Raw genomic sequence first — 26,544 nt, 5'->3', positions numbered from 1 at the left:
CGCGCTATCCGTCTTGGGTTTGCGGCGACACCCCGCCACCGCAAATCAGGTGTTACTGGTCGCTCATCGACGGTTTTTGCTGAGAGACAGAGGTTTCCTGCTGATTTTTCTGTACCTGATCGCCCGTTTGCACCGGCGGAGTGGCCGATTTCTGGCTGCCAGGTTCGGCCGGAGGGAAATACAGCGGGCCTTTCAGACCGCAGCCGGAAAGCCCGACCAGCGTCACTGCCATCAGCGCATAGCGTAGTTGTTTTTTCATTTGCATTAATGCCTGTAATTCATGCGTCCAAGATCTCTATAATCGCAGGTGGATCATGAAAAGCAATAGGAATTGATTATGAACGACAGTGAGTTTCACCAGTTGGCTGACCAACTGATGCTTAATATCGAAGAGACACTGGACGATTTTGACGGCGATGCGGACATCGATTACGAAACTAACGGCGGCGTAATGACGCTAAGCTTCGAAAATGGCACCAAAATCGTGATCAACCGCCAGGAGCCGCTGCATCAGGTGTGGCTGGCAACCAAAACCGGCGGCTATCACTTTAACTACCGAGACGGCGCCTGGCTCTGCGATCGCAGCGATCGCGGGTTCTACCCGTTGCTCAGCGAAGCGGCCAGCGCACAGGCCGGCGAAGACGTACATTTTTCCTGATAAGCGGCTGATTCCGTAGGGCTTGCCCTACGGAATCAATGCAACTGAAATTGTTGCTTCAGCGGCTGAGCGGCGCCATCGGCCAAAGTAACGCACAGGCTCGACAGGACATTGCTGCGGAACGGGATCACCTGAGTGCGGCCATCCAGCTGCACTATCTGGTAAAACTGCGGCAGGTTGAAGTTGATAAAACTGGAACCGTAAGTGAAGCGATCGTGCGAAGAGGAGTAGAAACGGCTGACGTCGCGCACCAGTTCCTCTTTACTGCCTTCACAATGGTGATAAACCTCAACCCGGTTAGATTCATCCAGAATATAGATATTAAAGCCTTTATCGTCCGACGTGTCTTCAAAGAAGAACTGAATGATCCCCTCACTGGCGAAACCATCCACTACCGGCGGCAAGTGCACCTGATCGGTTTCCACTTTGATCGACAGACCGTGCAATTTGTTGTTGGAAATGGCGCCGTAGAATTCCACCGCGTTCTCCAGCTTTTGCACAGAAACGCTCAGACGCTCAAAGAACAGACCCCAGGTCTGGCCGGCAACGCGCACCGCTTTGAAACGGCCCGGCTCCAGGCGGGTACTGGACAGGCGCAGCTCTATGCATTCCGATACCAGTTGCTGAATGCGTGTGCGGATAAGACCGCGCAAATGCTGGCTGTAGCAGAACACTTCCACCGATTCCGGTGGCGCGGCGTCCTGATGCATTTTACCGAGAATGGTCTTCAGCGCTTCCAGCACCGATTGCTCACCGCTGAAATGCAGGGTACGCACTTCGTTCCATGAGTTGCGGTACAGCAGATCGATACTGCCCACCAGGCATTGCTGCTGCTGACCAAAACTGAACACGTCGAGCTTGCGGAAATCAAAATGCACCACCTGATTGCGGAAGGCGGCGGTTGGATCGTTTTCCAGATTGACGATAATCGCCAGATGGCGGATTTCACACGGGCTGTACAAGGCTTTTGGCGTCGGTGCCGCCAGGCGCAGCGGGAAATGGTGCGACACATCCGCCACCAGTTCCTGCAGTTTGGCCGTATCGCACAGGTTGCCGCTCTTGATGTGCAGACGGGTCTGCGGTGTCAGCAGGCCGTTGAAATAGGCCCAGGCTACCAGCTTGTTCAGGTAGCGGTTATATTCCAGCGGTTGATGGCTGACGATGGAATCCATCGCCGGCGCCTGATTGTACAGATACCAACCGGTGCGGTTGGCGCGGCCAATCGGCACATGAATAAAGGTTAAGTCGTTCTCCGACAGGTCCGGTGAAATCTGCGGGTTGACCAGCGTTACCTTGCCGGGCAGGGCTTCAAACGCCGCATACAGCTTGCGGGTGAGCACACCGATATCCTGCGGGCTGGCGCTGACGCTGAGGTTGTTGCGGCGCGCGAAGCGGATCAGGTTGCGATAACTCTGCATCATCGCATCCAGCAGTTCGTTGTGCGCTTCACGTACCCGCTCGATCTTCCAGTTGGCGCGGTTATCCAGGATAGCCAAGCGCCCTTCGTCCCAGCCCCATTCGCTGACCAGTTGGCTCAGGATTTCGCGCCGCCAACCGACGCAAGCGTTAGCGCGCGACAGTTTTTCACAGACTTTCAGATAGAAACAGCGGCGGACGAGATCGAGGCGGGTGGTGTCGTTGATTTGGTTCAGATAATGCGTGACGCGTTCGAGCATCATGCAGTAGGAGTCGAGACCGAAACAGACGATCTCGCCTTCATGCAGGCGGTGTTTAATGTCCATCGCCAGCAGTTGGGTATTCGGGTATTCCCAGGAATAGGCTTCCAGCAGCAAGGTCTTCAGCACGGCTTTGTAAGGCGAATCGATGCTCTTGTACAACTGCCACAGGCTGGCGCCAAAATACTCCTCCGCCGACAGTGTGCTCAGGCCGCCGAGATCCAGCCATTCGTTCGGCGTCAACGCGCCTTGCGAATACAGCGACAGCACATATTCATCGTAATGCGCTTCTTCTTCGCCCGGCACCATGTTCCACAAAATACGTTTGCCGGCCAGGCGCACTGCGGTGCGGTAAAACTCATCCAGCAACAGGATATGTTGGGTGGATCCGCAGTTCTCGCCACCCAGGCTACCGCTCTCGTTATGGCGGAAGCGGTTTTCGTCGATCAGGAAGAAGCTGACTTCTACACCCATCGATGCCGACCATTTTTCCAGCAGGCTGCATTTTTCCTGCAGACGGCTGCGCTCTTCGTTATCCAGCCAGGACTGATGGCATACCCAGATATCGAGATCCGAGCTGCAGCTTTGGCCGATCGACGACGTGCTGCCCATCGAGTATACGCCGGTAATCGGCAGCTCACCGCTGGCCAGCTTGTCAAACGGGCTGCCCCATTTGTCTTCTAAATCGTTAAGGTAATCTTGCTGGGTTTCATCGGGCGTATAAAGGCAAACGCCGTGGGGAACGTTACCGTTCAGATAGCCCGGCATCAGTGGGTGATGGTGGTGCAGTAAGGTAGGCAGCAGACTGTATACCCGTTGAAACGCGGGCTTCATGGCCGCTAGGGCGCGATCGACTCGTAATTGGTTGATCGCATCCAGTCTCTGCTTCAGTGTCTCGATGTAGAGGTACAAGACGTCTCGCCTGATTATCCCGGTGTTTAGAAAAAACCCGTATTCCATAAGCGCCGTTTGTATTGGAAGAATATTTGGCAACTTATTGTCGGAAACGTGATCAATTTAACACCTTGCTGATTGACCGTAAAGGAGGTAACGCTCCACTATTATTGTAGCGCTTCTCTAAACGATTTACCCGCAGTGTTAACTGCCCCAAAACACATCACACGTCCCGTTGATTCCGTTGTCCTTTCTTCGCCTGTGGCTTCTTGCACTGACAGTTTTCACACTCAGTGGTAGGATGGATGGCGAATTATAAAAACGGTAACAAGCATGTTAGACAAAATTATTCGAATTGCCACCCGACAAAGCCCACTCGCTCTCTGGCAAGCACATTATGTGCAACAGCGTCTGATGGCCAGCCACCCCGGCCTGCAGGTTGAACTGGTGCCAATGGTCACAAAGGGCGACATTATTCTGGATACGCCGCTGGCAAAGGTCGGCGGTAAAGGCCTGTTTGTTAAAGAACTTGAGTTGGCGCTGCTGGAAGGCCGCGCCGATATCGCCGTCCATTCGATGAAAGACGTCCCGATAGATTTCCCCGCCGGCCTGGGCCTGGTGACCATATGTGAGCGTGACGATCCGCGCGACGCATTTGTTTCCAATCGTTTCGCCTCGTTCGATCAGTTGCCGCAGGGCAGCGTGGTTGGCACCTCAAGCCTGCGCCGTCAGTGCCAGTTGCGCGAACGCCGCCCGGATTTGATCGTGCGCGATTTGCGCGGCAATGTCGGTACTCGCTTGGCCAAGCTGGATAACGGCGATTACGACGCCATTATTCTGGCGGTCGCCGGGTTGAAGCGCCTTGGGCTGGAGCAGCGAATCCGCAGTCCATTGAGCCCCGAAGAGTGCCTGCCGGCAGTCGGTCAGGGCGCGGTGGGCATCGAATGTCGACTCGACGATGACGCTACCCGCGCGCTGCTCGCGCCACTCAACCACACCGCAACCGATATCCGCGTACGCGCTGAACGGGCGATGAATACGCGGCTGGAAGGCGGTTGTCAGGTACCGATCGGCAGCTATGCCGAACTGGAAGGCGATAGCCTGTGGCTGAGAGCCTTGGTCGGCTCACCGGACGGCAGCCAGATGGTACGCGGCGAACGCCGCGGCCCGGCGGCCCTGGCCGAACAAATGGGCGTTGAGCTGGCGGAAGAACTGCTGGCACGCGGCGCGCGTGATATTCTGCACGACGTTTATCAGGGAAATCCCCCGGCATGACGATTCTGGTAACCCGCCCCTCTCCTTTTGGAGAACAACTGGTGAGCCGCCTGCGCGCACTCGGCCGGGTTGCCTATCATGCCCCGTTGATCGATTTCGCCCCCGGCAGCGATCTGCCTAAACTGCCGCAGGCATTGCAGCGACTTAATGATGGCGATCTGGTGTTTGTCGTATCGCAGCATTCGGTGAATTACGCCAATTCGGTCATTGGCCGCGCCGGGCTGACATGGCCGGCACGGTTGTCCTATTATGCTATTGGCCGTGCAACCGGGCTGGCGATGCACCGCATCAGCAGCCTGCCGGTGGAATACCCGCGCGAGCAGGAGATCAGTGAAACGCTGCTGCTGCTGCCGGCATTACAGAAGCTGGACGGCAAGCAAGCGCTGATACTGCGCGGCAACGGCGGGCGCGAGTTACTTGGCAACCAGTTGAGCGAGCGTGGTGCCAACGTCAGCTATTATGAATGTTATCAACGCAGCCCGGTGCACTATGACGGCAGTGAGCAAAGCGCCCACTGGCAGCGCGCCGGTGTTGATACGCTGGTCGTTACCAGCGGTGAAATGTTACAACAGCTCTATACTTTAGTTCCTGATTACTATCGTTCTTCGTGGCTGTTGCGTTGCCGCCTGATAGTAGTGAGCGAACGTCTGGCTACCCTTGCCCAGGAATTGGGCTGGAGCACGATTCGGGTAGCTGATAAAGCCGATAATGACGCGCTAATCCGCGCGCTACAATAAACCTGACTATGGGATGTGCCACTATGACGGAACAAAATACCCCATCCGCCCCGGTTGAAGAACCAACCCCAGCGGTTGAGATCTCCCAGCAGCCAGAGGCTGACCGCCGCAAAGGGAAAAATACCGGTCCGGTGCTCGGCGCGATCGCCATCGTGCTGGTTATCGCTCTGGGCGCGGGCGGTTATTACCACACACATCAGCAGGCACAACAGCTTATCGCCGCCAATCACGCTTTGCAGCAGCAGCTTGACGGGCTGAAACAGAGCCAGCAGCAAGAAAGAAACGCGCTGGAAGGTCTGTTGCAGCAACAGGGTAAAACGCTGGACGCCGCCGACCGCGAGCAAGCCACTCTGGCCCGGCAGCTTAACGAACTGCAGGAAAAGGTCGCGACCATCTCCGGCAGCGATGCCAAAACCTGGCTGCTGGCGCAAGCCGACTTCCTGGTGAAAATGGCCGGGCGCAAGCTGTGGAGCGATCAGGACGTGACCAGTGCAGCCACGCTGCTGAAAAGCGCCGACGCCAGCCTGGCGGACATGAACGACCCGAGCCTGCTCGAGGTACGTCGCGCCATCACCGAAGACATCAGCACCCTGTCCACCCTGACCCAGGTCGATTTCGACGGTATCATTCTCAAAACCAATCAGCTGTCTAACCAGGTCGACAACCTGCGCCTGGCGGATAACGACAGCGATGAAGCGCCAATGGATCAGGACAGCAGCGAGCTTTCCAGCTCGATTGGCGAATGGCGGCAGAACCTGAGCAAAAGCTGGCACAACTTTATGGCAGACTTTATTACCGTTCGCCGCCGTGATGCCAGCGCAGAACCGCTGCTGGCACCGAATCAGGACATCTACCTGCGAGAAAATATCCGTTCGCGCCTGCTGGTGGCGGCGCAGGCGATCCCGCGTCATCAGAATGAGACGTACAAACAGTCGCTGGAAACCATTTCCACCTGGGTACGCGCCTACTTTGATACCACCGATCCGGCCACCAAAGCTTTTTTGGAGGAGTTGGATAGTCTGAGCCAGCAGTCGATCTCCATGGACGTGCCGGATCAGCTGAAAAGCCAGCCGTTGCTGGAAAAACTGATGCAGACCCGGGTACGCAATCTGCTGACCCAGTCCCCTGCCGCTCACCAGGAGGGATAAGCCATGTTACGCGTGCTATTTCTGTTCCTGGTACTGATCGCAAGCGTGGTGGTCGGGCCGATGCTGGCCGGCCATCAGGGCTATGTGCTGATCCAGACCGACAACTACAATGTCGAAACCAGCGTCACCGGCCTGGTGATCATGGCAGTCCTGTTCTTTGTGGTGCTGCTGGTGATCGAATGGATCCTGCGCCGCCTCTTCCGCACTGGCGCCCGCACTCGCGGCTGGTTCCTTGGCCGCAAACGCAGCCGGGCGCGTAAACAAACCAAAGCCGCGCTGATCAAACTGGCTGAAGGGGATTACAAGCAGGTTGAAAAGCTGTTGACGCGCAATGCCGACCACGCCGAACAGCCGGTAGTGAACTATTTGCTGGCTGCCGAAGCCGCACAGCAACGCGGTGATGCTTTCCGCACCAATCAGTACCTGGAGCGCGCAGCCGAGGCCGCCGATACCGATCAGTTACCGGTAGATATCACGCGCGTGCGCATTCAACTGGCACAGGGGGAAAACCATGCCGCGCGTCACGGCGTCGATCGCCTGCTGAACCAGGCGCCGCGTCATCCCGAAGTCTTGCGTCTGGCAGAGCAGGCTTATCTGCGCACCGGCGCCTTTGCCTCGCTGCTGGAAATTCTGCCGTCGATGGGCAAAATCAATTTGCACACCGAAGATGAACTGCAAGCGCTGCAACAGCAGGCTTATATCGGTCTGATGAACCAGGCGATGGCAGACGAGGGCAGCGATGGCCTGAAGCGCTGGTGGAAAGATCAGAGCCGTAAAACCCGCCATGAAGTCCCGCTGCAAATTGCGATGGTAGAGCATCTGATCGAATGCAATGACCACGAAATGGCGCAGGAAATCGTGCTCGACAGCCTGAAGCGTCAGTATGACGAACGTCTGGTGTTGTTGATCCCGCGTCTGAAGTCCGGCAATCCGGAACAACTGGAAAAAGCGCTGCGTCAGCAGGTCAAACAGCATGGCGCCACGTCGCTGCTGAACAGTACGCTCGGTCAGCTGTTGATGAAACACGGTGAATGGCAGCAAGCCGTCGACGCATTCCGGGAAGCGCTGAAACAGCGTCCGGATGCCTACGACTACGCCTGGCTGGCTGATGTGCTGGATAAGTTGCACCGCTCGGACGAAGCCGCTCAAATGCGACGTGAAGGGCTGATGCTGACGCTGAAGCATAACGGCGAGTAACGCGGCAAGGCATGGTCTTCAAGGCGCGCCCCCTGGGCGCGCCTTTTTTTATCCGCTTTATTCTCTGGCCAGGGCATACAAACGCAGCCAACACAGATACAGCTTCAAGTATGGCAATTATATATACCCAAAATAATTGGAGCTGAATCAAGGCGGCAAGTTTGTAAATCCCCAGGAGCTTACTCAGGTAAGTGACTGGGGTGCACAAACGCAGCCAACACAGATACAGCTTCAAGTATGAAGTGGATAGGCAAAAAAAAACACTTGCCGCGGTGGCAAGTGTATAAAAAAGCAATCAGGTCTAGGACAACAGGGGCGGTGCCTCACTCAACGTTATGCCCGGAGTGTGATGTCAGCAGTTGCAAACAACGCTGTCATCGTTCTGGTGGACAATAGGCACCCTAAATCGGCTCTGCATCATTCCCAGGGTTTATGAAGCCTAAGGCGAACATAAGAGGTGGAATGAGCATCTACAGAATAGATATTGCACGTGGCGTGCCAACTTCGGGCAGACGCTCGCCGAATTTTGCATAAAAGCCACTACTCTATTGAATTACAAAACATTTAATTATTTTCATGCCGATAGCGCAGTTCGTTCTCCTGCGCCATTCTCTTGGTCTGTCGCAGCTAACTATGTCGCCTTAAAACGACGACTTAAGCCAAAGTTATTTTTATCAAACAAAATCATCATGTTATATGTCTCAACCTGACGACAATACGCGGTGTCCATGTCGCTGAAACCCAACGACAAGCAAGAAGGATGGTAAGGACAACGAGAAAGCCTGAGGGAAATATAAAGCGCGGATTGCAGAAAGCGAAAAGCCCGTTCATTGCTGAACGGGCTTTTCTGAAAGTGGTCGCGCGAGAGGATTACGCGCATCTGCGATGCTTGCCCTGCGGGCCGTTGCTAAAGCAACGTGGTCTCGCTGCGCTCGGCTCAAACCTCCTTCGGAGGTTCTCATCCTCATAAACTACAGACGTAAAAAAACCGACTTTCGTCGGTTTCTTTGAATGTGGTCGGCGAGAGAGGATTACGCGCATCTGCGATGCTTGCCCTGCGGGCCGTTGCTAAAGCAACGTGGTCTCGCTGCGCTCGGCTCAAACCTCCTTCGGAGGTTCTCATCCTCATAAACTACAGATGTAAAAAAACCGACTTTCGTCGGTTTCTTTGAATGTGGTCGGCGAGAGAGGATTCGAACCTCCGACCCACTGGTCCCAAACCAGTTGCGCTACCAAGCTGCGCTACTCGCCGATTTCTTGTTGCAGATACTACTGAATTTTATCGCTTATGTCTATGTAAATATTACTATTTATTAGACATTTTGTGTGGTGCGAAGAGAGGGACTTGAACCCTCACGTCCGTAAGAACACTAACACCTGAAGCTAGCGCGTCTACCAATTCCGCCACCTTCGCACAGTCACAAAACAGCTTACAATTCTTCACTTCTCTTAGGAAGTGGGGTGGCTAATGGGACTCGAACCCACGACAACTGGAATCACAATCCAGGGCTCTACCAACTGAGCTATAGCCACCATTACTTCTTAACTTCACGCGGTAATACTACCACCGCAGCTCTTGCACACAAACTTAATGGTGCGCCCGACAGGATTCGAACCTGAGACCTCTGCCTCCGGAGGGCAGCGCTCTATCCAGCTGAGCTACGGGCGCGTAGCGCCGTTGCGGGAGGGGATACTACGGATTTAACCCAATCCTGTCTAGTGCTTTTTCGAAGAAATGTTGCGTTTGATTACGCTTTGCTCACTCCCACGCTGAAAAGCGCTATCCGTAGCCCCTTTTCACCGGTTATTGCTGCGTTTCTGCCCGTTTTTCAGCCGGATGATGTTTCTTGTGCATACCGAAAGCAAAGTAGCACAGGCTGACACCCGCCAGGAAAATCGCCCCCACCAGCAGAGAAATACGCGTATCGGGGTTAATTCCCATGCCAATCAGTACACAGACCAGGAAAGCGATGGTCAGATAGTTCACATACGGGAACATCACTGACTTGAAGCTGTGAGTTTTGATCGCTTCTTTATGGGCACGGCGGAAATACAGCTGGCTAATCAGCACCACAAACCACGGCACCATACCGGGCAGCACGCTGGCGCTGTAGACATAGACAAACACCTGCTGCGGATTCGGAATGAGGTAGTTCAGCCCGGAGCCGATCAGCAGGCAGACGATGGTCACGGCAATGCAGTTCACCGGCACGCCGCTGGCGGACAGCTTGGTCAACCAAGCGGGCAGTTGGCGGTTCTTGGCCAGGGCGTACAGCATGCGGCCACCGCTGTACATACCGCTGTTGCAGCCGGAGAGTGCCGCGGTCAGCACCACGAAGTTAATGATGCCAGCGGCGGCGACAATACCGATTTTGGCGAAGGTCAGCACGAACGGGCTGCCGCTGGTACCAATACCGTTCCACGGGAAAATAGTGACGATGACAAAGATGGCACCGACATAGAAGATCAGAATGCGCCACAGGATATTGTTAATCGCGCGTTTCAGCGTGACCTGTGGGTTCTTGGCCTCACCGGCGGTAATGCCGACCAGCTCAACCCCCTGATAGGACGCTACAACGATACACAGCGCGAACAGGAAGCCCTTCCAACCACCGGCAAAGAAGCCGCCGTGTTGCGTAAGATTGGCGAAACCGATCGGCTCACCGCCGTTGCCAAAGCCAAAGAAGATCACCCCCAGTCCCACCAGAATCATTACGATGATGGTGGTCACTTTAATCATGGCAAACCAGAACTCCAGTTCACCGTAAAGACGCACCGCCGCCATGTTGGCCAAAGCGACCATCGCCACGGCGATCAGTGCCGGCACCCACTGCGGGATTTCCGGGAACCAGAACTGAACGTAGACCCCAATGGCGGTGATTTCGGAGATGCCAACGGCAATCCACATAAACCAATAGCCCCAGGCGGTGAGATAACCGAAATACGGCCCCATGTATTTATGCGCATAAACGGCAAAAGAACCCGCTACCGGCTCCAGGAACAGCATCTCGCCCATCGAACGCATAATAAAGAACACGAACAACCCGGCGATGATATAGGCCAGCAATACCGACGGCCCCGCCCATTTCAGCGTGCTGGCCGACCCCATAAACAGGCCGACGCCAATGGTGCCGCCCAGAGCAATCAGCTCAATATGCCGGGCCTCTAGCCCCCGGTGCAGTCCTTGCGGTTTTTCAATGTGTGCCATAAATCCTCAATGATGTTTTTTTGATTGTGTTTGCATGCCGGCCGCTGCCGGTCGTTATTGTTTTTAATTAAAATAGAGTAAATCATCCCCCGCCGTTTTGGCTGACATCGATTTGTGATCGGGGCGATCTTACGGCGAGAAAAACGTCGCTCAGCGCTGCCACTCCGGGTGCCAGCGGCTAGGGATAATTTCCGGACGGTATCGTTTCGCATTTTGCCGCTATAAGCAAACCGCAGCTTAAAACTTTATGGAATAAATGAGGGTGGGCTTAGGGGCTGAGGTTATAGAGGTGCTGCCTAATGCGTCATAAAGCAGATTATTTGAACAAGTGAATACGTCAGGGCAGCACAATACACCCCGACGTATTTATCACATCTTGCCGAGGTAGTAGTAACCGACAAACTTCAGCAATTTCAACTGGCGGCCAATCCGGCTGGGTTGGCTTAGCAGCCGGTACAGCCACTCCAGGCCAAGATTCTGCCATACCTTTGGTGCCCGCTTCACGTGACCGGTGAACACGTCGTAGGTCCCGCCTACGCCCATATACAATGCTTGCGGGTACACCTTGCGGCAGTCCCGCATCAGGATTTCCTGTTTCGGCGATCCCATGGCAACCGTCACTATAGCGGCGCCGCTGGCACGGATGCGTTCAAACAGCGCATCGCGCTGTTCAGGCTTGAAGTAACCATCCTGGCTACCGACCAGGTTCACATTCCACTGGCGGCGCAACTTCTGCTCGGTTTCCGCCAGTACCGAAGGTTTACCACCAATCAGGAACACCGGCGTCCCTTCCCGGCCGGCACGCTGCATCAGCGCTTCCCACAGATCGGCTCCCGCTACGCGCGACACTTCAGCGCCCGGATATTTGCGGCGGATTGATCGCACCATGCTGATGCCGTCGGCATATTTGTATTCCGCTTCGTCCAGCAGTGCATGCAGCGCGGTATCTTCCTCCGCCTTCAGTATCTTTTCTGCGTTCATGGCTACCAGCGTGCCCTGTTTTACCTGACCACCGTCAAACAGAAAATCCATGCATTGCGCCATATCGCGAAATCCCCAAAGGCTGAAACCGCGCAGCTCGTATTTGGGAACCCTAATCGTTGCTTCCATCGTTATTCTTATCCTTACAGAAGGCCGTCGGCGCGTGGGGAGGATACCGGCGATGCCAGCCTGCGTGAACGCAACACCCGTGCCTTAATCAAACCGGCAGCGTCGAACAGCCAGTACAGCAATTTCGCCATCAGCAAACAGGCGCCAAAAATGAGGCAGAAGAACACCACCCGCGAGACAAACGAATCCACGCCTTCCCTCGCCAAGACGATAATGTTGAACACCGCGCCAAAACAGAAACTCTGCAATATGGCCGCCTTATAGCGGTTAGGCTCGCTTTTGCCCATTTCGTACAACCAGTCGAACCATTTGATGATCATGCCAACCAGCACTGCGCCAACAGGGATGAACAACGCGCCGCCCATCACCACCAGCGACCCGATCAGCGTCGGCGAGATCGCCAGGCCAGAATGGTTATCCAAGACTTCCCAGGTGAAATAGTTGGCGGTATTCAGCACCGTATCCGGACGGCCCGGCCACAGCCAAGCCGGAATGAACACGTAGAAGTCACGCACTATCGGTGCCAACCCCTGGAAGTCGATTTTGTCGTAGTTTTGCAGCAGCAACGCCAGGTTTTCCCATGGCGAGAAAGTGTCTCGCGTCAGGTAAAGGAAGGTGTAAAACGCTTCAGAACCGCTGACGTCCAGGCTGTAACGCTTTAACGCCAACCAGAACATGCCGACGATGCCGAACACGCCGGCGGCCACCAGCATCCACAGCGAAATCCAGCCGCGCACGATGCCGATAAACAAAAACAGCGAGAAAGCGATGATGATATTGGCGCGGGTGCCGCCGACAATCACGTAGGTCAGGATACCGAAGGCCACCGTAGCCGCCAGGAAGAAGAACCAGGCGCGCAGATCCTGTTTCAGGAAATACACCACCAGCATTGCCGGAATAAAGAAATAGAAGAACCGCTTGAGCGCTACGCCGGATACGTCGCTGGAGAAAATCTGGCTATAAGAGTTGAGCTTGAACAACAGAAAACCGTTTTGCATGAAGAAAATGCCAACGGTGCCGATTGCCACCAGCGCCAGCAGTATCCAGGTCAGATTGGTTTCCACTCGGTTCATGGTAAATACCGGCCTACGCGGCCGTACGCTGGGCTTGCGCAGCCGGGTTTTATAACTGACGTAATAAATCGCGTAAAACGCGGTAGCGGAGAGAATGGCGTACAGCAGGAACTCGACCGGCACCACCTCAACGTCGAACTGAAACACCAACAGACACGTCAGCGGAAAGCCGAAGTAAAACGTCAGCAAATACAGCAAGGAAAAGAAAACGTTGAAGTTAAAGCGGATACGCCGAAACTCCTGATAGGTCAGAGTGAGGATAAACAGCACGCTGACCAGATAGACGACAAACAATCCGCCAAATTGCGCCAACGTCATGAGCCTTCCCCCGCAGCCAGCGCCAATGCCTGTTGCCAGCCATCAATGTAGTTTGGATTAAAGAAAGCGATCGCCTGTTTATCTACCGATGCCAGTTGGCGCTGCGCCTCGCGCACCACCGCTTCATCCAGCGAATCGCCGTAGAACAACACCGGCAGGTGCTGCTCCGCCAAATCCTGCCAGAAGGGGTTCTGCCGGCTGAGCACGAACGGCACGCCGAACTGAATCAGCAAACACAGGGTACCGATACCCTGCTGGCGGTTAAAAATAAAGTAGCCGAGATCGCACTCACGCAAAATGTTCAGGTAATCGTCGAACGCCACCTGCTGCGTCAGCAACTGCAGGTTCTTGTCGCCGAACAATTGCAACCCGGCGGTACGCACCTGCTCAATGTAGGCGTCGTTGTTGGTCGGATAACCCATCGGCAGGATCACGCGCACGTCCGCACCGAACTGCTGGTGGATCGCCTTCAGCGCTTCAACGTGGCGGTTGGTGCGATCGCCGGAGTTCCCTACCAGAATGGTCATTGGCCCGGCCAGGCTTTTCTCTACGTTAATGCCGGTCAGAGCCGGATCCATTCGCGTTGGAAAATACAACAGCGAGGCCGGCACGCGTGCATGGCGCTGCTGGTAATGGATCACGTCGCCACGGGTCGCAAATACATGCTCCACCCGCCCCTGCGCGATGCGGCGCAGTAAATAGAACAGGCGGAATTTCCAACTGGTGGCGTCCTCGTACAGATCCGCGCCCCAGATATGCCAGCTCACCTGGCGAGCTTTGATTTTACCGCTCAGCAGCGCCAGCCACAGCGTGGGATTAAACTGCCCATGCAGGAAGAAGCGCTGATTACGATCGGCCTGAGCGCGGGAGATGACCGCCGCCGCCAGGCTTTTTTTATCCGGGAAAGCCTCGATGTTCAGTTCGGGAAAATCGCCCAGCGCCGCTACGTCTCTGGCTGTCACCATAAAATGGCGCGTCTGTTCGGACGGCAGGCGCTTCGCCAACACGTCGTTGAAGAAACGCAGCACCGTCTGATTGTGATGCGGGATATCAGAACCCAATACGTGAATCAGTATGGTCATACTCGTCTACGATAAAGAAGAAATACGCAGCTACAGAGCGCGAAATACACGATGTAGGTTGCCATGTAGGCCTGCGCCGCACCCAATGCGCCGTGCAGCGGTATCAGCCAATGCGAAAACAGCGTCAGCAGCACAAACTGGCTGACTTCCGTCAGGATGTAAAAGCGCAGGGACGCCTTGGCGATAACCAGGTAGCCAAAGACATAAGCGCCCACCTTAAGTACATCCCCCACCAGTTGCCAGGCGAACAAATCGCGCATGGCGACGAACTTGTCCGTGAACAGCAACCAGATGGCGACGTCACGCAGCAGCCAGACGGTGAAACTTGCCGCCGCCACGGCGGGCAGCACAAACTTCAGGGAACGCACTATCTCCTGCGAGATGGCGCTTTTGTCCTTCAGGCGCGACAGCGTCGGCAGCAGATAGACGGTAAACGAAGCGGTGATAAACTGCAGGTAAGCGTCGGAAATGCTGCTGACGCCCTGCCAAATCCCCACCTCATCCCAACTGTAATGGCTGGCCAGCAGGTTACGCATCATCACATAGGCCACCGGCAGCGTCACTGAGGTAATCAGCGCCATAATGGTGAACTTGCCGAGATGACTGGCCAGCGCCTTGTCCCAAGCCAGCGCCAGATAGCGCAGTGGCAAGGTCTTGCGCCGCCACAGCATGAAGCCGGCGGGCAATACCACCAATGCCGGCACCAGCGCCAACCCCGCGAGCGCGCCTTCATAACCGCCCAGCTTAAAGCACAGGTAATACGCCACCACGCCAATCAGGCTGCCGCCGATCACCGCCAACGCGTTGCCCATCGCATCGCGGTAGCCTTTCAGCACCGCCATAAACAGGTTGGCGTAGGCGATGCCCATCTGAATAAAGGCCACCGCGCGCACCACGTTCACATACTCGGCGTGGCCGAACAGCCCAATGCTGATGGGAACTGCTGCGAATAAAAACACCAACGCCAACAGCGTCGAGAAGCCCAGCACGATAGTCGACGCCGTGCCGACCGCCAGCCGCAACCGCTGTGGATCCTGATGATATTCGGCAACGTATTTAGTGATGCCGTTAAAAATCCCGGCCCCGGACAATACGCCCAGCACGGTGATCAGTTGGCGGAAGTTACCTGCCTGCCCAACGCCGCTGGGGCCAAACGCCACCGCCAGCAACTTCACCACCAGTAACCCCACGCCAATTTTGATCAGCGTGGAGCCGGCGGTCCAAATCGATGCTTTTGCCAACGACATATCAGGCGAAGAAACTAAGAATGGTATTGATCACCGTACGCTGATTAGCATCAGACATATTGTAGAACAGCGGCAGGCGCACCAGGCGCGCGCTTTCCTGGCTGGTGAAGCGGTCTTCGCCGGCAAAACGGCCGAAACGATCGCCCGCCGGGCAGTCGTGCAGCGGAATGTAATGGAACACAGCCATGATTTCGGCTTCTTTCAGATAATCGATAAACGCCGTGCGGTCTTCAATATCACGCAGCTTGATATAGAACATATGCGCATTTTGCACGCAGTCCGCCGGAATGGTCGGCAATACGATGCGACCGGCCTCGGCCAGCGGCAGGAAGCTATCGTAATAGTTCTGCCATAGCGCCAGACGGCGCTGGTTAATGCGATCGGCCGCCTCTAGCTGGCCCCACAGATAAGCGGCCTGCAGATCTGACATCAGATAGCTGGAGCCGATATCGCGCCAGGTGTACTTGTCGACCTGACCACGGAAGAACTGGCTGCGGTTGGTGCCTTTCTCGCGAATGACTTCCGCCCGGTCGATCAGCGCCGGATCGTTAATCAGCGTGGCACCGCCCTCACCGCCTGCGGTGTAGTTTTTGGTTTCGTGGAAGCTGAAACAACCAATATGGCCGATGGTGCCGAGCGCTTTACCTTTATAGGTCGACATCACGCCCTGGGCGGCATCTTCCACCACGTACAAATTATATTTTTTCGCCAACGCCATGATGGTGTCCATCTCGCAGGCCACGCCGGCGTAATGAACCGGCACAATGGCGCGGGTCTTATCGGTGATCGCCGCTTCGATTTTGCTCTCATCGATGTTCATGGTGTCCGGACGCAGGTCGACAAACACCACTTTAGCGCCGCGCAGCACAAAGGCGTTGGCGGTTGAAACAAAGGTGAAGCTCGGCATGATCACTTCATCACCCGGCTGAATATCCAGCAGGATCGCCGCCATCTCCAGCGAAGCGGTACAGGACGGCGTCAACAGCACTTTCTGGCTGCCAAAACGCTGCTCCATCCACTGTTGGCAACGACGGGTAAAACCTCCATCGCCACACAGTTTGCCACTGCTCATTGCAGCCTGCATATACTCAAGTTCGGTGCCAACAACCGGTGGTGCGTTAAATGGGATCATGTTTTCCTCTGTATAACCAATACGAGGTGCTTTCGATAGCGGCACCCTGTCGTTGATAGAGCCGTAACGCGGCGATATTACCTATCTGAGTGGCGACCCGCAGGCGCTGCAGCGACCGGCACTCTGCGATAGCGGCCGCCATCAATCGGGAACCAATCCCTTTGCCGGACGCGCCGGGGAATGCCGCCAGCAAACCTATACGCGCCTCCTGGCCACCGACATCACGCAGGCTGACAAACCCTTCAGGTTGCCCGGTTTCGTCCAGCGCCAACAGACACTGGTGGTCAAATGTCCCCAATACCGCTTTTTCTATCCACATAGCATAGAAGCGGCCACTGTCATGAACGTCATACCAGGGCGCACGAAAACGGCTGGCGGTGAACACATTGGCCGCTGCCGCACGCAACGCCGGGATATCGCCCGGCACTGCCGGGCGAATGGCCCGTGGCGGCACGCTCTGGGATGATGCACATTCCGTACCGATATTCAGTACCAGATCGATTTCACCTTCAACCAGTTGGAAACCCAACCTGGCCAATCCATCCGCCAAGGCCGTTTGATGCGCAGGAATTTTGGCCTGCACCAATGCGTAGGCGTTCAAATCGGTTTCAGCGAGTATGGGGGCTGCCGTGGCAAAGTTGAGTTTTGCGCTGTTAAGGGCAAAAAACTCGGTTTCCCAGGCTAAGGGCTCAATACTGGCGCGGACGTGCATGCAATAAATCCAGCAGATACTTACCGTAACCGGTTTTAAGCAACGATTGCGCGGCGCGTTTCACACCGTCATCGTCCAGCCAACCATTGCGCCAGGCGATCTCTTCCAGGCAGGCAATTTTGAAGCCCTGGCGTTTTTCCACCGTCTGCACAAAGCTGCTGGCTTCCAGCAGGCTGTCGTGGGTACCGGTATCCAGCCAGGCGAAACCACGGCCCAGCAGCTCGACGGTCAGCTCACCACGCTCCAGGTACATCTGGTTAATGCTGGTGATTTCCAGCTCGCCGCGCTCGGAAGGTTTCACCTGTTTGGCAAACTCCACCACCTGATTGTCGTAGAAATACAGGCCGGTCACCGCCCAATTGGATTTAGGTTGTTGCGGTTTTTCCTCGATCGACAGTGCGCGGAAATTATCGTCAAATTCCACGACGCCGAAGCGCTCAGGATCCATCACCTGATAGCCGAACACGGTAGCGCCTTGCATACGGGCAGAGACAGTTTTCAGTTTCGGGCTAAAGCCTTGGCCAAAGTAGATATTATCACCCAGCACCAGGCAGCTCGGCTCGCCGGCCAGGAATTCTTCACCAATTAAAAATGCCTGTGCCAAGCCATCTGGGCTAGGTTGTTCGGCATAGCTGAGAGTAATGCCGAACTCTTCTCCGGTGCCCAGCAAGCGTCTGAATGAGGGTAAATCTTCCGGGGTGGAGATGATCAGAATGTCGCGGATCCCCGCCAACATCAGCACCGACAGCGGGTAGTAAATCATCGGCTTGTCGTATATAGGCAGCAGTTGCTTGGATACGCCACGGGTAATCGGGTGCAGGCGTGTGCCGGAGCCGCCCGCCAGAATAATACCTTTCATACTCACTCCAGACTCCACAGGGCCGCCAAACGGCAGCGGCCTCGCTAAATTTAGTCGGATAAACCTAAACGTTCACCCGCATAGGAACCGTCCTGAACGCGTCGCCACCAGGTTTCGTTGTTCAGATACCAGGAAACCGTTTTGCGAATGCCGCTTTCAAAGGTTTCCTGCGGGCGCCAGCCCAACTCTCGGTCGATTTTCCCGGCATCGATCGCATAGCGCATATCGTGGCCCGGACGATCCTTGACGTAAGTAATCAGGTCGCGGTATTTCTCCACGCCCTGCGGCTTGTTCGGGGCCAGTTCTTCCAACAGATCGCAGATGCTGTGTACCACTTCGATATTCTTGCGCTCGTTGTGGCCGCCGATGTTGTAGGTTTCACCAACCACACCTTCGGTAACAACCTGGTACAACGCGCGCGCATGGTCTTCAACATACAGCCAATCGCGTACTTGCGCGCCGTCGCCATATACCGGCAATGGCTTTCCGGCAATGGCATTCAGGATCACCAGCGGGATCAGTTTCTCCGGGAAGTGATACGGGCCGTAGTTATTGGAGCAGTTAGTGACGATGGTCGGCAGACCGTAGGTTCGTAGCCAGGCGCGCACCAGATGGTCACTGGAAGCTTTAGAGGCCGAATACGGGCTGCTTGGCGAGTAAGGCGTGGTTTCAGTGAACAGATCGTCGGTGCCGTGCAGATCGCCATACACTTCGTCGGTGGAAATGTGGTGAAAGCGGAAATTCTGCTTCTTCTCCGCGTCCAGCGACTGCCAATACTGACGGGCCGCTTCCAGCATGGTGTAGGTCCCCACCACGTTGGTTTCAATAAATGTCGCCGGGCCGTCGATCGAACGGTCAACATGGCTTTCCGCCGCCAGGTGCATGATTACATCCGGCTGATACTGGGCAAATACCCGATCCAAGGCTGCGCGATCGCAGATATCCACCTGTTCAAACGAATAGCGTTCGTTGTCGGCAATCACCGCAAGCGACTCCAGATTGCCCGCGTAAGTGAGCTTATCTACCACCATGACGCTGTCCTGCGTGGCGTCAATGATATGCCTCACGACTGCGGAGCCAATAAAGCCGGCGCCTCCAGTGACTAAAATACGTTTCAACGCCATACCCCTTTGGTATCCACTACCCAGGATTGTGTAATCTCTTCCGGCTTGATCGCTTTGAATTGTTTATGGTCGACCAGCATTACGATCACATCCGCCTGCTGCAAGGCATCGGCCAAGGCTTTCAACGTCACGTGACCGGCCAGAGATTTCGGCAACTGTTCAACATTGGGCTCTACCACCCACGTGTCGCCGACGTGCCAATCAGCAATCAGATGCGCCACTTCCACCGCCGGGCTTTCGCGCAAATCGTCGATATTCGGCTTGAAAGCCAGACCGAAACAGGCAATTTTCACTTCTGAAGCGCGCTTGTCGGTGGCCGCCAGACAGTCGGCAACCGCGGCTTTCACACGGTCAACCACCCACAGCGGTTTTCCGTCATTCACCAGACGCGCGGTATGGATCAGGCGCGCCTGCTGCGGATTTTGCGACACGATAAACCACGGATCGACCGCTATACAGTGGCCGCCGACGCCAGGACCTGGCTGCAGGATATTCACCCGCGGATGACGATTCGCCAGACGGATAAGTTCCCAGACGTTGATGCCCTGCTCGGCGCAAATCAGCGACAGCTCATTCGCAAAGGCGATATTCACGTCGCGGAAACTGTTTTCGGTCAGTTTGCACATCTCGGCGGTGCGTGAATTGGTCACCACACATTCGCCTTCAAGGAAGATCTTGTACAGCTCGCTGGCGCGATCCGAGCATTTTGGCGTCATGCCACCAATAACGCGATCGTTCTGAATCAGCTCAACCATCACCTGCCCCGGCAGCACACGCTCCGGACAGTAAGCGATATTCACATCGGCAGCTTCACCCGCCTGCTGTGGGAAGCTGAGATCGCTGCGCGCCTCGGCCAGCCACTGCGCCATCTGTTCGGTAGCCCCCACCGGGGAGGTGGACTCCAGGATAACCAGGTCACCCTTTTTCAGTACCGGCGCCAGTGATTTGGCGGCAGCCTCGACATAGGCCAGATCAGGCTCATGATCGCCTTTAAACGGCGTCGGTACCGCGATCAGAAAAGCATCCGCGGCCAAGGGTTTGGTCACCGCCTGCAGATAACCACCGTCGACGGCCTCTTTAACCACTTTATCCAGATCGGGTTCAACGATATGAATCGCGCCGCGGTTAATGGTATCTACCGCATGCTGGTTAACATCTACGCCGACCACTTTTTTCTTGCGGGAGGCAAACGCCGCCGCCGTTGGCAGACCGATATACCCCAGGCCGATAACCGAAATAGTGTTAAAACTCATAGTGTCACCTGATGATTCTTCAAAGCTGCGAGAATACGCTGGCAGGCATGCCCGTCACCGTAAGGGTTATGCGCCCGACTCATGGCGTGATATTCCTTTTCATCCGTCAACAGCCGGGTCACCGCATCAACAATTTTAGCCACGTCAGTACCGACCAGACGGACCGTACCCGCATCCACCGCTTCCGGCCGTTCGGTAGTGTCACGCATGACCAGCACAGGTTTACCCAACGACGGCGCTTCTTCCTGGATACCACCAGAGTCGGTCAGGATCATATAAGCGTTAGCCATCAGATACACAAAGGGCAAGTAATCCTGCGGATCGATCAGGATAATGTTATCAATCCCTTTCAGAATGCGGTTGACCGGCTCGCTGACGTTCGGGTTGAGATGCACCGGGTACACCACCTGCACGTCAGGATGAGTACGCGCGATTTCTGCCAGTGCGCTGCAAATCCGCTCAAACCCGCCGCCGAAGCTTTCGCGACGGTGGCCCGTCACCAGGATCAATTTCTTGCTGGCATCCAGGAACGGGTAGCGCTGTGCCAGACCGTCATGCACGGCGGCATCACCCATTACCCGGTCGCGCACCCAGAACAGCGCATCGATAACCGTATTGCCGGTAACGAAAATGTGATCGTCGGGCAACAGTTCGCGCAACAGGTTCTGGCGTGAATTTTCCGTCGGTGCAAAATGATACATCGCCAGATGACCGGTCAGCTTGCGGTTGGCCTCTTCCGGCCACGGCGAGTACAGATCGCCGGTGCGCAAGCCCGCCTCCACATGTCCAACCGGGATGCGCTGATAAAAAGCCGCCAGGCTGGTCGCCAGTGTGGTGGTTGTATCACCGTGGACCAACACCACATCCGGCTTGAATTCTTCCAGAACGCCTTTCAGGCCTTCCAAAATGCGGCAGGTGATCTCACTCAGTCCCTGGCCGGGCTTCATGATGTTCAGATCGTAATCAGGCACGATTTCAAATAACCGCAATACTTGATCCAACATCTCACGATGCTGTGCCGTTACGCAGACTCTTGATTCAAAGGCTTCATCCTGAGCCAGGGCATGTACCAGCGGTGCCATTTTGATGGCTTCAGGTCTGGTGCCGAAAACAGTCAACACTTTCACAGCGAATCTCTTTTGGTCGGTTAATCGCAGGCATACCTGCGAATTGGGCGCTCACACGCCCATAAGCGAATTATTATATTATTTTTAATTACGCGGGCGGCGCACCAGGGCAATACCTGCGCCAACCAAAGCGCCCATCGCGCCCCACATGATCAACCAGAATACCCGCCGCGGGCTGTCACGTTTTACCGGTTCTTCCGGGGTCCGCAAATAGCGGTAAGTCTGAAATTTCTCGTCCAGAGTCGGACCAACATTCAATGTCGACAACATCGCACGATTTTGATCGTAATCCAGATCGTAGGTTGGCCCTGAAGCCTGCAGCCCTTCCAGACGCGCCTGCAGCATAGGTTTCCCCAGCAGGAACAGATCGGAATCTGGCAATTGTTCGGCCGGCGTGTCGGTTTGAGTCCGGCTGATGCCCTGCGTCTCGGCAATTTTCAGCGCCTGCTCAATAGTGTTCAGCTCGCGCTTGTAAACCGCGTCCGCCACCGCCTCCTGACGCTTCACCTGCGCTTTCATCGAGGTGGTGCGGGCAGCCCATGCGCCCTGGATTTCTTCATTCAGATGCTGGGCTGCACGATGGCTGGCAAAAGCCACGTACTGGCGCAGCAGGTGATTGGCGTCCGCCGCAGTTTCCGCCGTCAGCTTCACGCCGTCGTTCGGCACTTTTTTGTCATCGCGCGGCGTAAACTGAACGTTGTTAATCAGTTCATCAAGCAATGCCGCATCGGCACGTGCATCACCTTCCTGACGCTGTTTGTAATAATCGCTCTGCAGCCAGAAATCGCGACGCGTATCGTATGCCGCCAACTGCATAATGAATTCATTATAGGCTTCGTCAGCAATGCCCGGTTGCTCAGCCGAGACCGCCGGCAGAGTACGTACATCCAGATTTCGCAGGAATTGCTGCTGGGAATAATAGCCCCCCAGTGCATTCACGGTTGGCCGATCGGTAATTGCCGCCGCACTCCATTCCTGTTTCACCAGGTAGGATACGACCAGCGCAACCACCGCGAACAATGCCGCCATGCCGATGATCCATTGCTTGCCGCGCCACAGGGTACGACACAAGCCGCGGATATCGAGTTCGTTATCCACTGCCGAGATATTCTTGTCAGACGTTGTTTCTGGATTCATCACTGCCCAAAAGCCTCTGGTTAAGATACTTGCTTATTGTCGGTCGAACGCCGTAAGCGGCGCTTGATACGCTTAATGTAACGTGCAACACGCCAGGCGCGTTTGATGCAATAACCGTACAAGAAGAAAGCAAGCAAGAATAATGCCAACATTACCCATTCAGGGACAAAAGTAAGACGCTCGCCAAGCACGCCAATCGCCGCCAGCAGCGCTGCCGCCAGGGTAATCAGCACGAAAGCCTGCCGCGGCGTAAAGCCTGCGCGCATAATCAGATGGTGAATGTGTTGACGATCGGGGGAGAAGGGGCTCATCCCCTTGCGTAAGCGACGGTACATGATCGCAATCATGTCCATCAGCGGAATAGCGATAATCCACAGGGCAGTAACCGGATTGATGGAGTGAACTTTACCCTGCGAGCTTTGCAGCAATAGCCAGATAGCGGTGAAGCCGATCAGCGTACTGCCTGCATCCCCCATGAATACCTTATACCGCCGGCCAAGAATGCCGAGGTTAAGCAGGATATAGGGAACGATGGTGGCGATCATCGCGAAGCACCAGAAAGCCAAATCAGAATGGCCGCTCAGATACAGCAGAACACCCAGCGCACCGAAAGAAACGCATGAAAGCCCACCCAACAGACCGTCAATGCCGTCCACCATGTTAAAGGCGTTGATGGCGGCCCAAACGGCAAACAGCGTGACCAGATAGCCGAAAGGCCCCAGCTGCATTTCCCAGTCACCCAGCACATGGCCGAAACTGCGCAGATAGAGACCGGCGAAAACCATCATCGCGATGCCAACCAACGCCTGAACAAGAGCACGAATTTTCACGCTGATATCGAAACGATCGTCGAGAGCACCAACGAACACCAATATACCCGCACAAGTCAGGTAAAGTTTGCCGTGCGCAATCGTTTGGTCAGAGATAAGAAAGGCAAAGCACAGCCCGGCATAAACGGAAATACCGCCGACAAGAGGAATTAACCCCTGATGACGCTTACGGTAATTAGGTTTATCAACCAGACCAATACGTTTTGCTGCTTTACGGGCAACAAAGAGAAACGCCAAAGAAAACAGGAAAACAAATAGAATTTCAGTACTCATAGTGAGTAAGTTCACAGTTAACAGATCTCTGTAGAAGATAAGGCAGCTTAACACGGGCGACAGGTTGCGCCATTGAATCCCGCTACCTTTCAGTCATTTCCTATGACAACAGCCATTCATTCTTACGCCAATGTGTGTGCCCGCCGTTTAGACAGCAACAAAGCGCGAGCGGCAAAGCGCCGACCGCAAATAAGATGAATTCTCAGTAAGTCACACAAAACTTACATTTCCATTTCTGTTACTTATCGTATCCGCCAAATGCAAAAAACGCCACGACTAGGCGTGGCGTTCTCTGAATTTTTTACTCAATTATGAGCGCGTCGTCATTATGAGCGCTTCATCATATCGAAGAACTCATCGTTGGTCTTGGTCATGGCCAACTTGTTAATGAGGAACTCCATCGCATCAATCTCACCCATTGGGTGAATGATTTTACGCAGGATCCACATTTTTTGCAGTTCTTCAGACGTGGTGAGTAACTCTTCTTTACGGGTACCGGAGCGATTGTAGTCGATCGCAGGGAATACTCGCTTCTCGGCGATTTTGCGCGCCAGATGCAATTCCATGTTGCCGGTACCTTTAAACTCTTCGTAGATAACCTCGTCCATTTTGGAACCGGTATCTACCAGCGCAGTAGCGATGATGGTCAGGCTACCGCCCTCCTCAACGTTACGTGCCGCACCGAAGAAACGCTTGGGACGATGCAGGGCATTGGCGTCCACACCACCGGTCAGTACTTTACCGGAAGCAGGCACAACGGTGTTGTAGGCACGTGCCAAACGGGTGATGGAGTCAAGAAGGATGATAACGTCTTTCTTGTGCTCAACCAGACGCTTGGCCTTCTCGATCACCATTTCCGCAACCTGGACGTGACGGGAAGCCGGCTCGTCGAAGGTAGAGGCGATGACTTCACCCTTCACCAGACGCTGCATCTCGGTAACTTCTTCCGGACGCTCGTCGATCAGCAGCACCATCAGCACGCAGTCGGGATGGTTGTAAGCGATGCTCTGCGCAATGTTCTGCAGCAGCATGGTTTTACCGGCTTTCGGTGGAGCAACAATCAGGCCACGCTGACCACGGCCAATCGGAGAAGCCAGATCCAGTACGCGCGCTGTCAGGTCTTCGGTTGAACCGTTGCCACGTTCCATCCGCAGACGGGAGTTGGCATGCAGCGGGGTTAAGTTCTCGAACAGGATCTTGCTGCGGGCGTTTTCCGGTTTGTCGTAGTTGACTTCATTAACCTTCAACAGGGCAAAATAGCGCTCGCCTTCTTTTGGCGGACGAATCTTACCTGAAACGGAGTCACCTGTACGGAGGTTGAAACGGCGGATTTGGCTAGGGGATACGTAGATGTCGTCGGGGCCTGCAAGGTAGGAACTGTCTCCAGAGCGGAGGAAACCAAATCCATCCTGCAATATCTCCAACACGCCATCGCCGAAGATATCTTCTCCACTTTTCGCATGCTGCTTAAGGATGGAGAAGATAATGTCCTGCTTGCGCATACGGGCAAGGTTTTCCAGCCCCATATTTTCGCCGAGAGTAATCAGCTCAGAAACCGGCGTATTCTTTAATTCGGTAAGATTCATAGTGGTGGGTTCTTAAACTCGGGGTGTGTCTCGAACTGCTATCGTGAATGGTATGGCAGCGTGATACGTGCCTGTTTACTGGACGTTCGACCACCGGGCGCTGAGCTGTCACGGTAAGAAATGGCTTACAAGAGACGCGCGCATTGACGGTTTAAGATCGAAGGTACCTTAAAATTGATTTTGCAAAACCGTTTGACTGCTAAAACACGGGTTGAGTTCATTTTACTGTCAACACCAGCGGTTCAGCACAGAGTATAGCTTTAGATTCAAACTCTTTAGATTTAAAACTTCGGGCAAGTTCTATATGCAGTGTGGCTAAACTTAACACGCTTATTGGCAGGCGTCTAGCGGTGAATTTAAATCCCCGCCAGACGCCTGAATATCCCCATTGCCGCTGAAGCTACAACCTTATTGGCTACGGCTTTGATCCCATAGGATATAGGGCGTTACAGCCGATTACAGATTCGCGTTCAGGAAGTCTTTGAGCTGACCTTTGGACAACGCACCCACCTTGGTCGCAGCCACTTCACCGTTTTTGAACAGCAACAGCGTCGGGATACCGCGGATACCGTACTTAGGTGCGGTTGCCGGGTTTTGATCGATATTCAGCTTGGTGATGGTCAACTTGCCTTCGAACTCAACGGCAATTTCATCCAGGATCGGAGCAATCATCTTGCACGGTCCACACCATTCAGCCCAGAAATCGACCAGGATTGGCCCTTCAGCTTTTAGCACGTCGGTGTCGAAGCTGCTGTCAGTCAGGTGAATAATTTTATCGCTCATGTTCTACTCCACAGGATTATGTCTACCTTGTTGGTGTAGCATTAACCAACCTAAGGTGATTTTATTTCACCGCGTTTATTTCAACGGATGTGCTTTCGTAAAGCA

General features: G+C 54.9%; 22 protein-coding genes, 4 tRNA genes and 2 other RNA genes. 5 read left to right on the top strand and 23 right to left on the bottom strand.

Annotated features, from left to right (window positions below):
• Positions 1–52: 52 nt before the first annotated feature.
• On the bottom strand, positions 53–259 hold the full coding sequence (lptM, locus tag QZQ97_RS20415) for an LPS translocon maturation chaperone LptM (protein WP_311994929.1): 207 nt from the start codon (positions 257–259) through the stop codon (positions 53–55).
• Between the two features lie 78 nt (positions 260–337).
• On the opposite strand from lptM, the gene cyaY reads away from it, so the two are divergent.
• Positions 338–658 (top strand): iron donor protein CyaY, encoded by a 321-nt coding sequence (gene cyaY, locus QZQ97_RS20410; RefSeq protein WP_311994928.1) that lies wholly within the window; start codon positions 338–340, stop codon positions 656–658.
• Positions 659–693: 35 nt separating this feature from the next.
• Here the strand turns inward: cyaY and QZQ97_RS20405 are convergent, their stop codons facing one another.
• Positions 694–3,246: a class I adenylate cyclase gene (locus tag QZQ97_RS20405; protein WP_311994927.1), complete on the bottom strand. Its 2,553-nt coding sequence runs from the start codon at positions 3,244–3,246 to the stop codon at positions 694–696.
• 315 nt (positions 3,247–3,561) lie between these two features.
• On the opposite strand from QZQ97_RS20405, the gene hemC reads away from it, so the two are divergent.
• Genes hemC through hemY form a run of 4 tightly spaced genes read left to right on the top strand, consistent with a single transcriptional unit; the run spans position 3,562 to position 7,585 of the window.
• Positions 3,562–4,503 carry a hydroxymethylbilane synthase gene (hemC, locus tag QZQ97_RS20400; protein WP_311994926.1) on the top strand — a complete coding sequence of 314 codons (942 nt, stop codon included), beginning with the start codon at positions 3,562–3,564 and terminating at the stop codon, positions 4,501–4,503.
• Complete coding sequence (gene hemD / locus QZQ97_RS20395) at positions 4,500–5,240, top strand: uroporphyrinogen-III synthase (RefSeq protein ID WP_311994925.1); 741 nt, start codon at positions 4,500–4,502, stop codon at positions 5,238–5,240. The genes hemC and hemD overlap by 4 nt, the downstream gene beginning before the upstream one ends.
• A 23-nt stretch (positions 5,241–5,263) precedes the next feature.
• Positions 5,264–6,388: a uroporphyrinogen-III C-methyltransferase gene (hemX, locus tag QZQ97_RS20390; protein ID WP_311994924.1), complete on the top strand. Its 1,125-nt coding sequence runs from the start codon at positions 5,264–5,266 to the stop codon at positions 6,386–6,388.
• Positions 6,389–6,391: 3 nt separating this feature from the next.
• Positions 6,392–7,585, top strand: coding sequence for a protoheme IX biogenesis protein HemY (gene hemY, locus QZQ97_RS20385; protein WP_311994923.1), 1,194 nt, complete (start codon positions 6,392–6,394; stop codon positions 7,583–7,585).
• An 854-nt stretch (positions 7,586–8,439) separates the two neighbouring features.
• Here hemY and QZQ97_RS20380 read toward each other — a convergent pair.
• The 21 genes from QZQ97_RS20380 to trxA all read right to left on the bottom strand — a co-directional run bounded on the left by QZQ97_RS20380 (position 8,440) and on the right by trxA (position 26,439).
• Positions 8,440–8,567: non-coding RNA, RtT sRNA (locus tag QZQ97_RS20380), on the bottom strand.
• Between the two features lie 32 nt (positions 8,568–8,599).
• Positions 8,600–8,728: non-coding RNA, RtT sRNA (locus tag QZQ97_RS20375), on the bottom strand.
• 32 nt (positions 8,729–8,760) lie between these two features.
• A tRNA-Pro gene (locus QZQ97_RS20370) sits at positions 8,761–8,837 on the bottom strand.
• Positions 8,838–8,912: 75 nt separating this feature from the next.
• Positions 8,913–8,999, bottom strand: a tRNA-Leu gene (locus QZQ97_RS20365).
• 43 nt (positions 9,000–9,042) lie between these two features.
• Positions 9,043–9,118, bottom strand: a tRNA-His gene (locus tag QZQ97_RS20360).
• Positions 9,119–9,177: 59 nt separating this feature from the next.
• Positions 9,178–9,254, bottom strand: a tRNA-Arg gene (locus QZQ97_RS20355).
• A 135-nt stretch (positions 9,255–9,389) separates the two neighbouring features.
• Positions 9,390–10,793, bottom strand: coding sequence for a bifunctional threonine/serine APC transporter ThrP (gene thrP, locus QZQ97_RS20350; RefSeq protein WP_311994922.1), 1,404 nt, complete (start codon positions 10,791–10,793; stop codon positions 9,390–9,392).
• Positions 10,794–11,162: 369 nt separating this feature from the next.
• On the bottom strand, positions 11,163–11,903 hold the full coding sequence (wecG, locus tag QZQ97_RS20345) for a lipopolysaccharide N-acetylmannosaminouronosyltransferase (RefSeq protein WP_311994921.1): 741 nt from the start codon (positions 11,901–11,903) through the stop codon (positions 11,163–11,165).
• 14 nt (positions 11,904–11,917) lie between these two features.
• Positions 11,918–13,294, bottom strand: a complete 1,377-nt coding sequence (wzyE, locus tag QZQ97_RS20340) for an ECA oligosaccharide polymerase (RefSeq protein ID WP_311994920.1) — start codon at positions 13,292–13,294, stop codon at positions 11,918–11,920.
• Complete coding sequence (locus QZQ97_RS20335) at positions 13,291–14,376, bottom strand: TDP-N-acetylfucosamine:lipid II N-acetylfucosaminyltransferase (RefSeq protein WP_311994919.1); 1,086 nt, start codon at positions 14,374–14,376, stop codon at positions 13,291–13,293. Before QZQ97_RS20335 ends, wzyE begins: the two co-directional genes overlap by 4 nt.
• Entirely contained in the window at positions 14,373–15,623 is a 1,251-nt protein-coding gene (wzxE, locus tag QZQ97_RS20330) for a lipid III flippase WzxE (RefSeq protein ID WP_311994918.1), read from the bottom strand. The genes QZQ97_RS20335 and wzxE overlap by 4 nt, the downstream gene beginning before the upstream one ends.
• 1 nt (position 15,624) lies before the next feature.
• Entirely contained in the window at positions 15,625–16,755 is a 1,131-nt protein-coding gene (gene rffA, locus QZQ97_RS20325; protein WP_311994917.1) for a dTDP-4-amino-4,6-dideoxygalactose transaminase, read from the bottom strand.
• Complete coding sequence (rffC, locus tag QZQ97_RS20320; RefSeq protein WP_311994916.1) at positions 16,742–17,467, bottom strand: dTDP-4-amino-4,6-dideoxy-D-galactose acyltransferase; 726 nt, start codon at positions 17,465–17,467, stop codon at positions 16,742–16,744. The genes rffA and rffC overlap by 14 nt, the downstream gene beginning before the upstream one ends.
• Entirely contained in the window at positions 17,445–18,326 is an 882-nt protein-coding gene (gene rfbA / locus QZQ97_RS20315) for a glucose-1-phosphate thymidylyltransferase RfbA (protein WP_311994915.1), read from the bottom strand. The genes rffC and rfbA overlap by 23 nt, the downstream gene beginning before the upstream one ends.
• A 50-nt stretch (positions 18,327–18,376) precedes the next feature.
• Complete coding sequence (gene rffG, locus QZQ97_RS20310; RefSeq protein ID WP_311994914.1) at positions 18,377–19,450, bottom strand: dTDP-glucose 4,6-dehydratase; 1,074 nt, start codon at positions 19,448–19,450, stop codon at positions 18,377–18,379.
• The gene (gene wecC / locus QZQ97_RS20305; protein WP_311994913.1) at positions 19,441–20,703 is read right to left on the bottom strand and encodes a UDP-N-acetyl-D-mannosamine dehydrogenase; all 1,263 of its coding nucleotides are present in this window, start codon (positions 20,701–20,703) and stop codon (positions 19,441–19,443) included. The genes rffG and wecC overlap by 10 nt, the downstream gene beginning before the upstream one ends.
• Positions 20,700–21,830 carry a non-hydrolyzing UDP-N-acetylglucosamine 2-epimerase gene (gene wecB, locus QZQ97_RS20300; RefSeq protein WP_065505701.1) on the bottom strand — a complete coding sequence of 377 codons (1,131 nt, stop codon included), beginning with the start codon at positions 21,828–21,830 and terminating at the stop codon, positions 20,700–20,702. The genes wecC and wecB overlap by 4 nt, the downstream gene beginning before the upstream one ends.
• Positions 21,831–21,914: 84 nt before the next feature.
• On the bottom strand, positions 21,915–22,967 hold the full coding sequence (gene wzzE / locus QZQ97_RS20295; protein WP_311994912.1) for an ECA polysaccharide chain length modulation protein: 1,053 nt from the start codon (positions 22,965–22,967) through the stop codon (positions 21,915–21,917).
• A 20-nt stretch (positions 22,968–22,987) separates the two neighbouring features.
• Positions 22,988–24,085, bottom strand: coding sequence for a UDP-N-acetylglucosamine--undecaprenyl-phosphate N-acetylglucosaminephosphotransferase (wecA, locus tag QZQ97_RS20290; protein WP_119804676.1), 1,098 nt, complete (start codon positions 24,083–24,085; stop codon positions 22,988–22,990).
• Between the two features lie 311 nt (positions 24,086–24,396).
• Positions 24,397–25,656 (bottom strand): transcription termination factor Rho, encoded by a 1,260-nt coding sequence (gene rho / locus QZQ97_RS20285; RefSeq protein ID WP_004950874.1) that lies wholly within the window; start codon positions 25,654–25,656, stop codon positions 24,397–24,399.
• A 456-nt stretch (positions 25,657–26,112) separates the two neighbouring features.
• Positions 26,113–26,439 (bottom strand): thioredoxin TrxA, encoded by a 327-nt coding sequence (gene trxA, locus QZQ97_RS20280; protein ID WP_208904529.1) that lies wholly within the window; start codon positions 26,437–26,439, stop codon positions 26,113–26,115.
• Positions 26,440–26,544 lie beyond the last annotated feature (105 nt).

The organism is Serratia sp. root2 (assembly GCF_031931805.1).
GTDB classification, from domain to species: Bacteria; Pseudomonadota; Gammaproteobacteria; order Enterobacterales; family Enterobacteriaceae; genus Serratia; species Serratia inhibens.
The sequence above is the reverse complement of the archived record's forward strand: the minus strand, read 5'-3'. Positions and strand labels throughout refer to the sequence as shown.

Excerpts from the sequence above, each read along its gene's own strand:
- rffC (WP_311994916.1), bottom strand. The coding sequence starts at position 17,467 with ATGCACGTCCGCGCCAGTATTGAGCCCTTAGCCTGGGAAACCGAGTTT.
- wzxE (WP_311994918.1), bottom strand. The coding sequence starts at position 15,623 with ATGTCGTTGGCAAAAGCATCGATTTGGACCGCCGGCTCCACGCTGATC.
- rffA (WP_311994917.1), bottom strand. The coding sequence starts at position 16,755 with ATGATCCCATTTAACGCACCACCGGTTGTTGGCACCGAACTTGAGTAT.
- wzyE (WP_311994920.1), bottom strand. The coding sequence starts at position 13,294 with ATGACGTTGGCGCAATTTGGCGGATTGTTTGTCGTCTATCTGGTCAGC.
- hemD (WP_311994925.1), top strand. The coding sequence starts at position 4,500 with ATGACGATTCTGGTAACCCGCCCCTCTCCTTTTGGAGAACAACTGGTG.
- rffG (WP_311994914.1), bottom strand. The coding sequence starts at position 19,450 with ATGGCGTTGAAACGTATTTTAGTCACTGGAGGCGCCGGCTTTATTGGC.
- rho (WP_004950874.1), bottom strand. The coding sequence starts at position 25,656 with ATGAATCTTACCGAATTAAAGAATACGCCGGTTTCTGAGCTGATTACT.
- hemY (WP_311994923.1), top strand. The coding sequence starts at position 6,392 with ATGTTACGCGTGCTATTTCTGTTCCTGGTACTGATCGCAAGCGTGGTG.
- lptM (WP_311994929.1), bottom strand. The coding sequence starts at position 259 with ATGAAAAAACAACTACGCTATGCGCTGATGGCAGTGACGCTGGTCGGG.
- wecC (WP_311994913.1), bottom strand. The coding sequence starts at position 20,703 with ATGAGTTTTAACACTATTTCGGTTATCGGCCTGGGGTATATCGGTCTG.
- rfbA (WP_311994915.1), bottom strand. The coding sequence starts at position 18,326 with ATGAAAGGTATTATTCTGGCGGGCGGCTCCGGCACACGCCTGCACCCG.
- wzzE (WP_311994912.1), bottom strand. The coding sequence starts at position 22,967 with ATGAATCCAGAAACAACGTCTGACAAGAATATCTCGGCAGTGGATAAC.
- thrP (WP_311994922.1), bottom strand. The coding sequence starts at position 10,793 with ATGGCACACATTGAAAAACCGCAAGGACTGCACCGGGGGCTAGAGGCC.
- trxA (WP_208904529.1), bottom strand. The coding sequence starts at position 26,439 with ATGAGCGATAAAATTATTCACCTGACTGACAGCAGCTTCGACACCGAC.
- hemX (WP_311994924.1), top strand. The coding sequence starts at position 5,264 with ATGACGGAACAAAATACCCCATCCGCCCCGGTTGAAGAACCAACCCCA.
- hemC (WP_311994926.1), top strand. The coding sequence starts at position 3,562 with ATGTTAGACAAAATTATTCGAATTGCCACCCGACAAAGCCCACTCGCT.
- wecG (WP_311994921.1), bottom strand. The coding sequence starts at position 11,903 with ATGGAAGCAACGATTAGGGTTCCCAAATACGAGCTGCGCGGTTTCAGC.
- cyaY (WP_311994928.1), top strand. The coding sequence starts at position 338 with ATGAACGACAGTGAGTTTCACCAGTTGGCTGACCAACTGATGCTTAAT.
- QZQ97_RS20335 (WP_311994919.1), bottom strand. The coding sequence starts at position 14,376 with ATGACCATACTGATTCACGTATTGGGTTCTGATATCCCGCATCACAAT.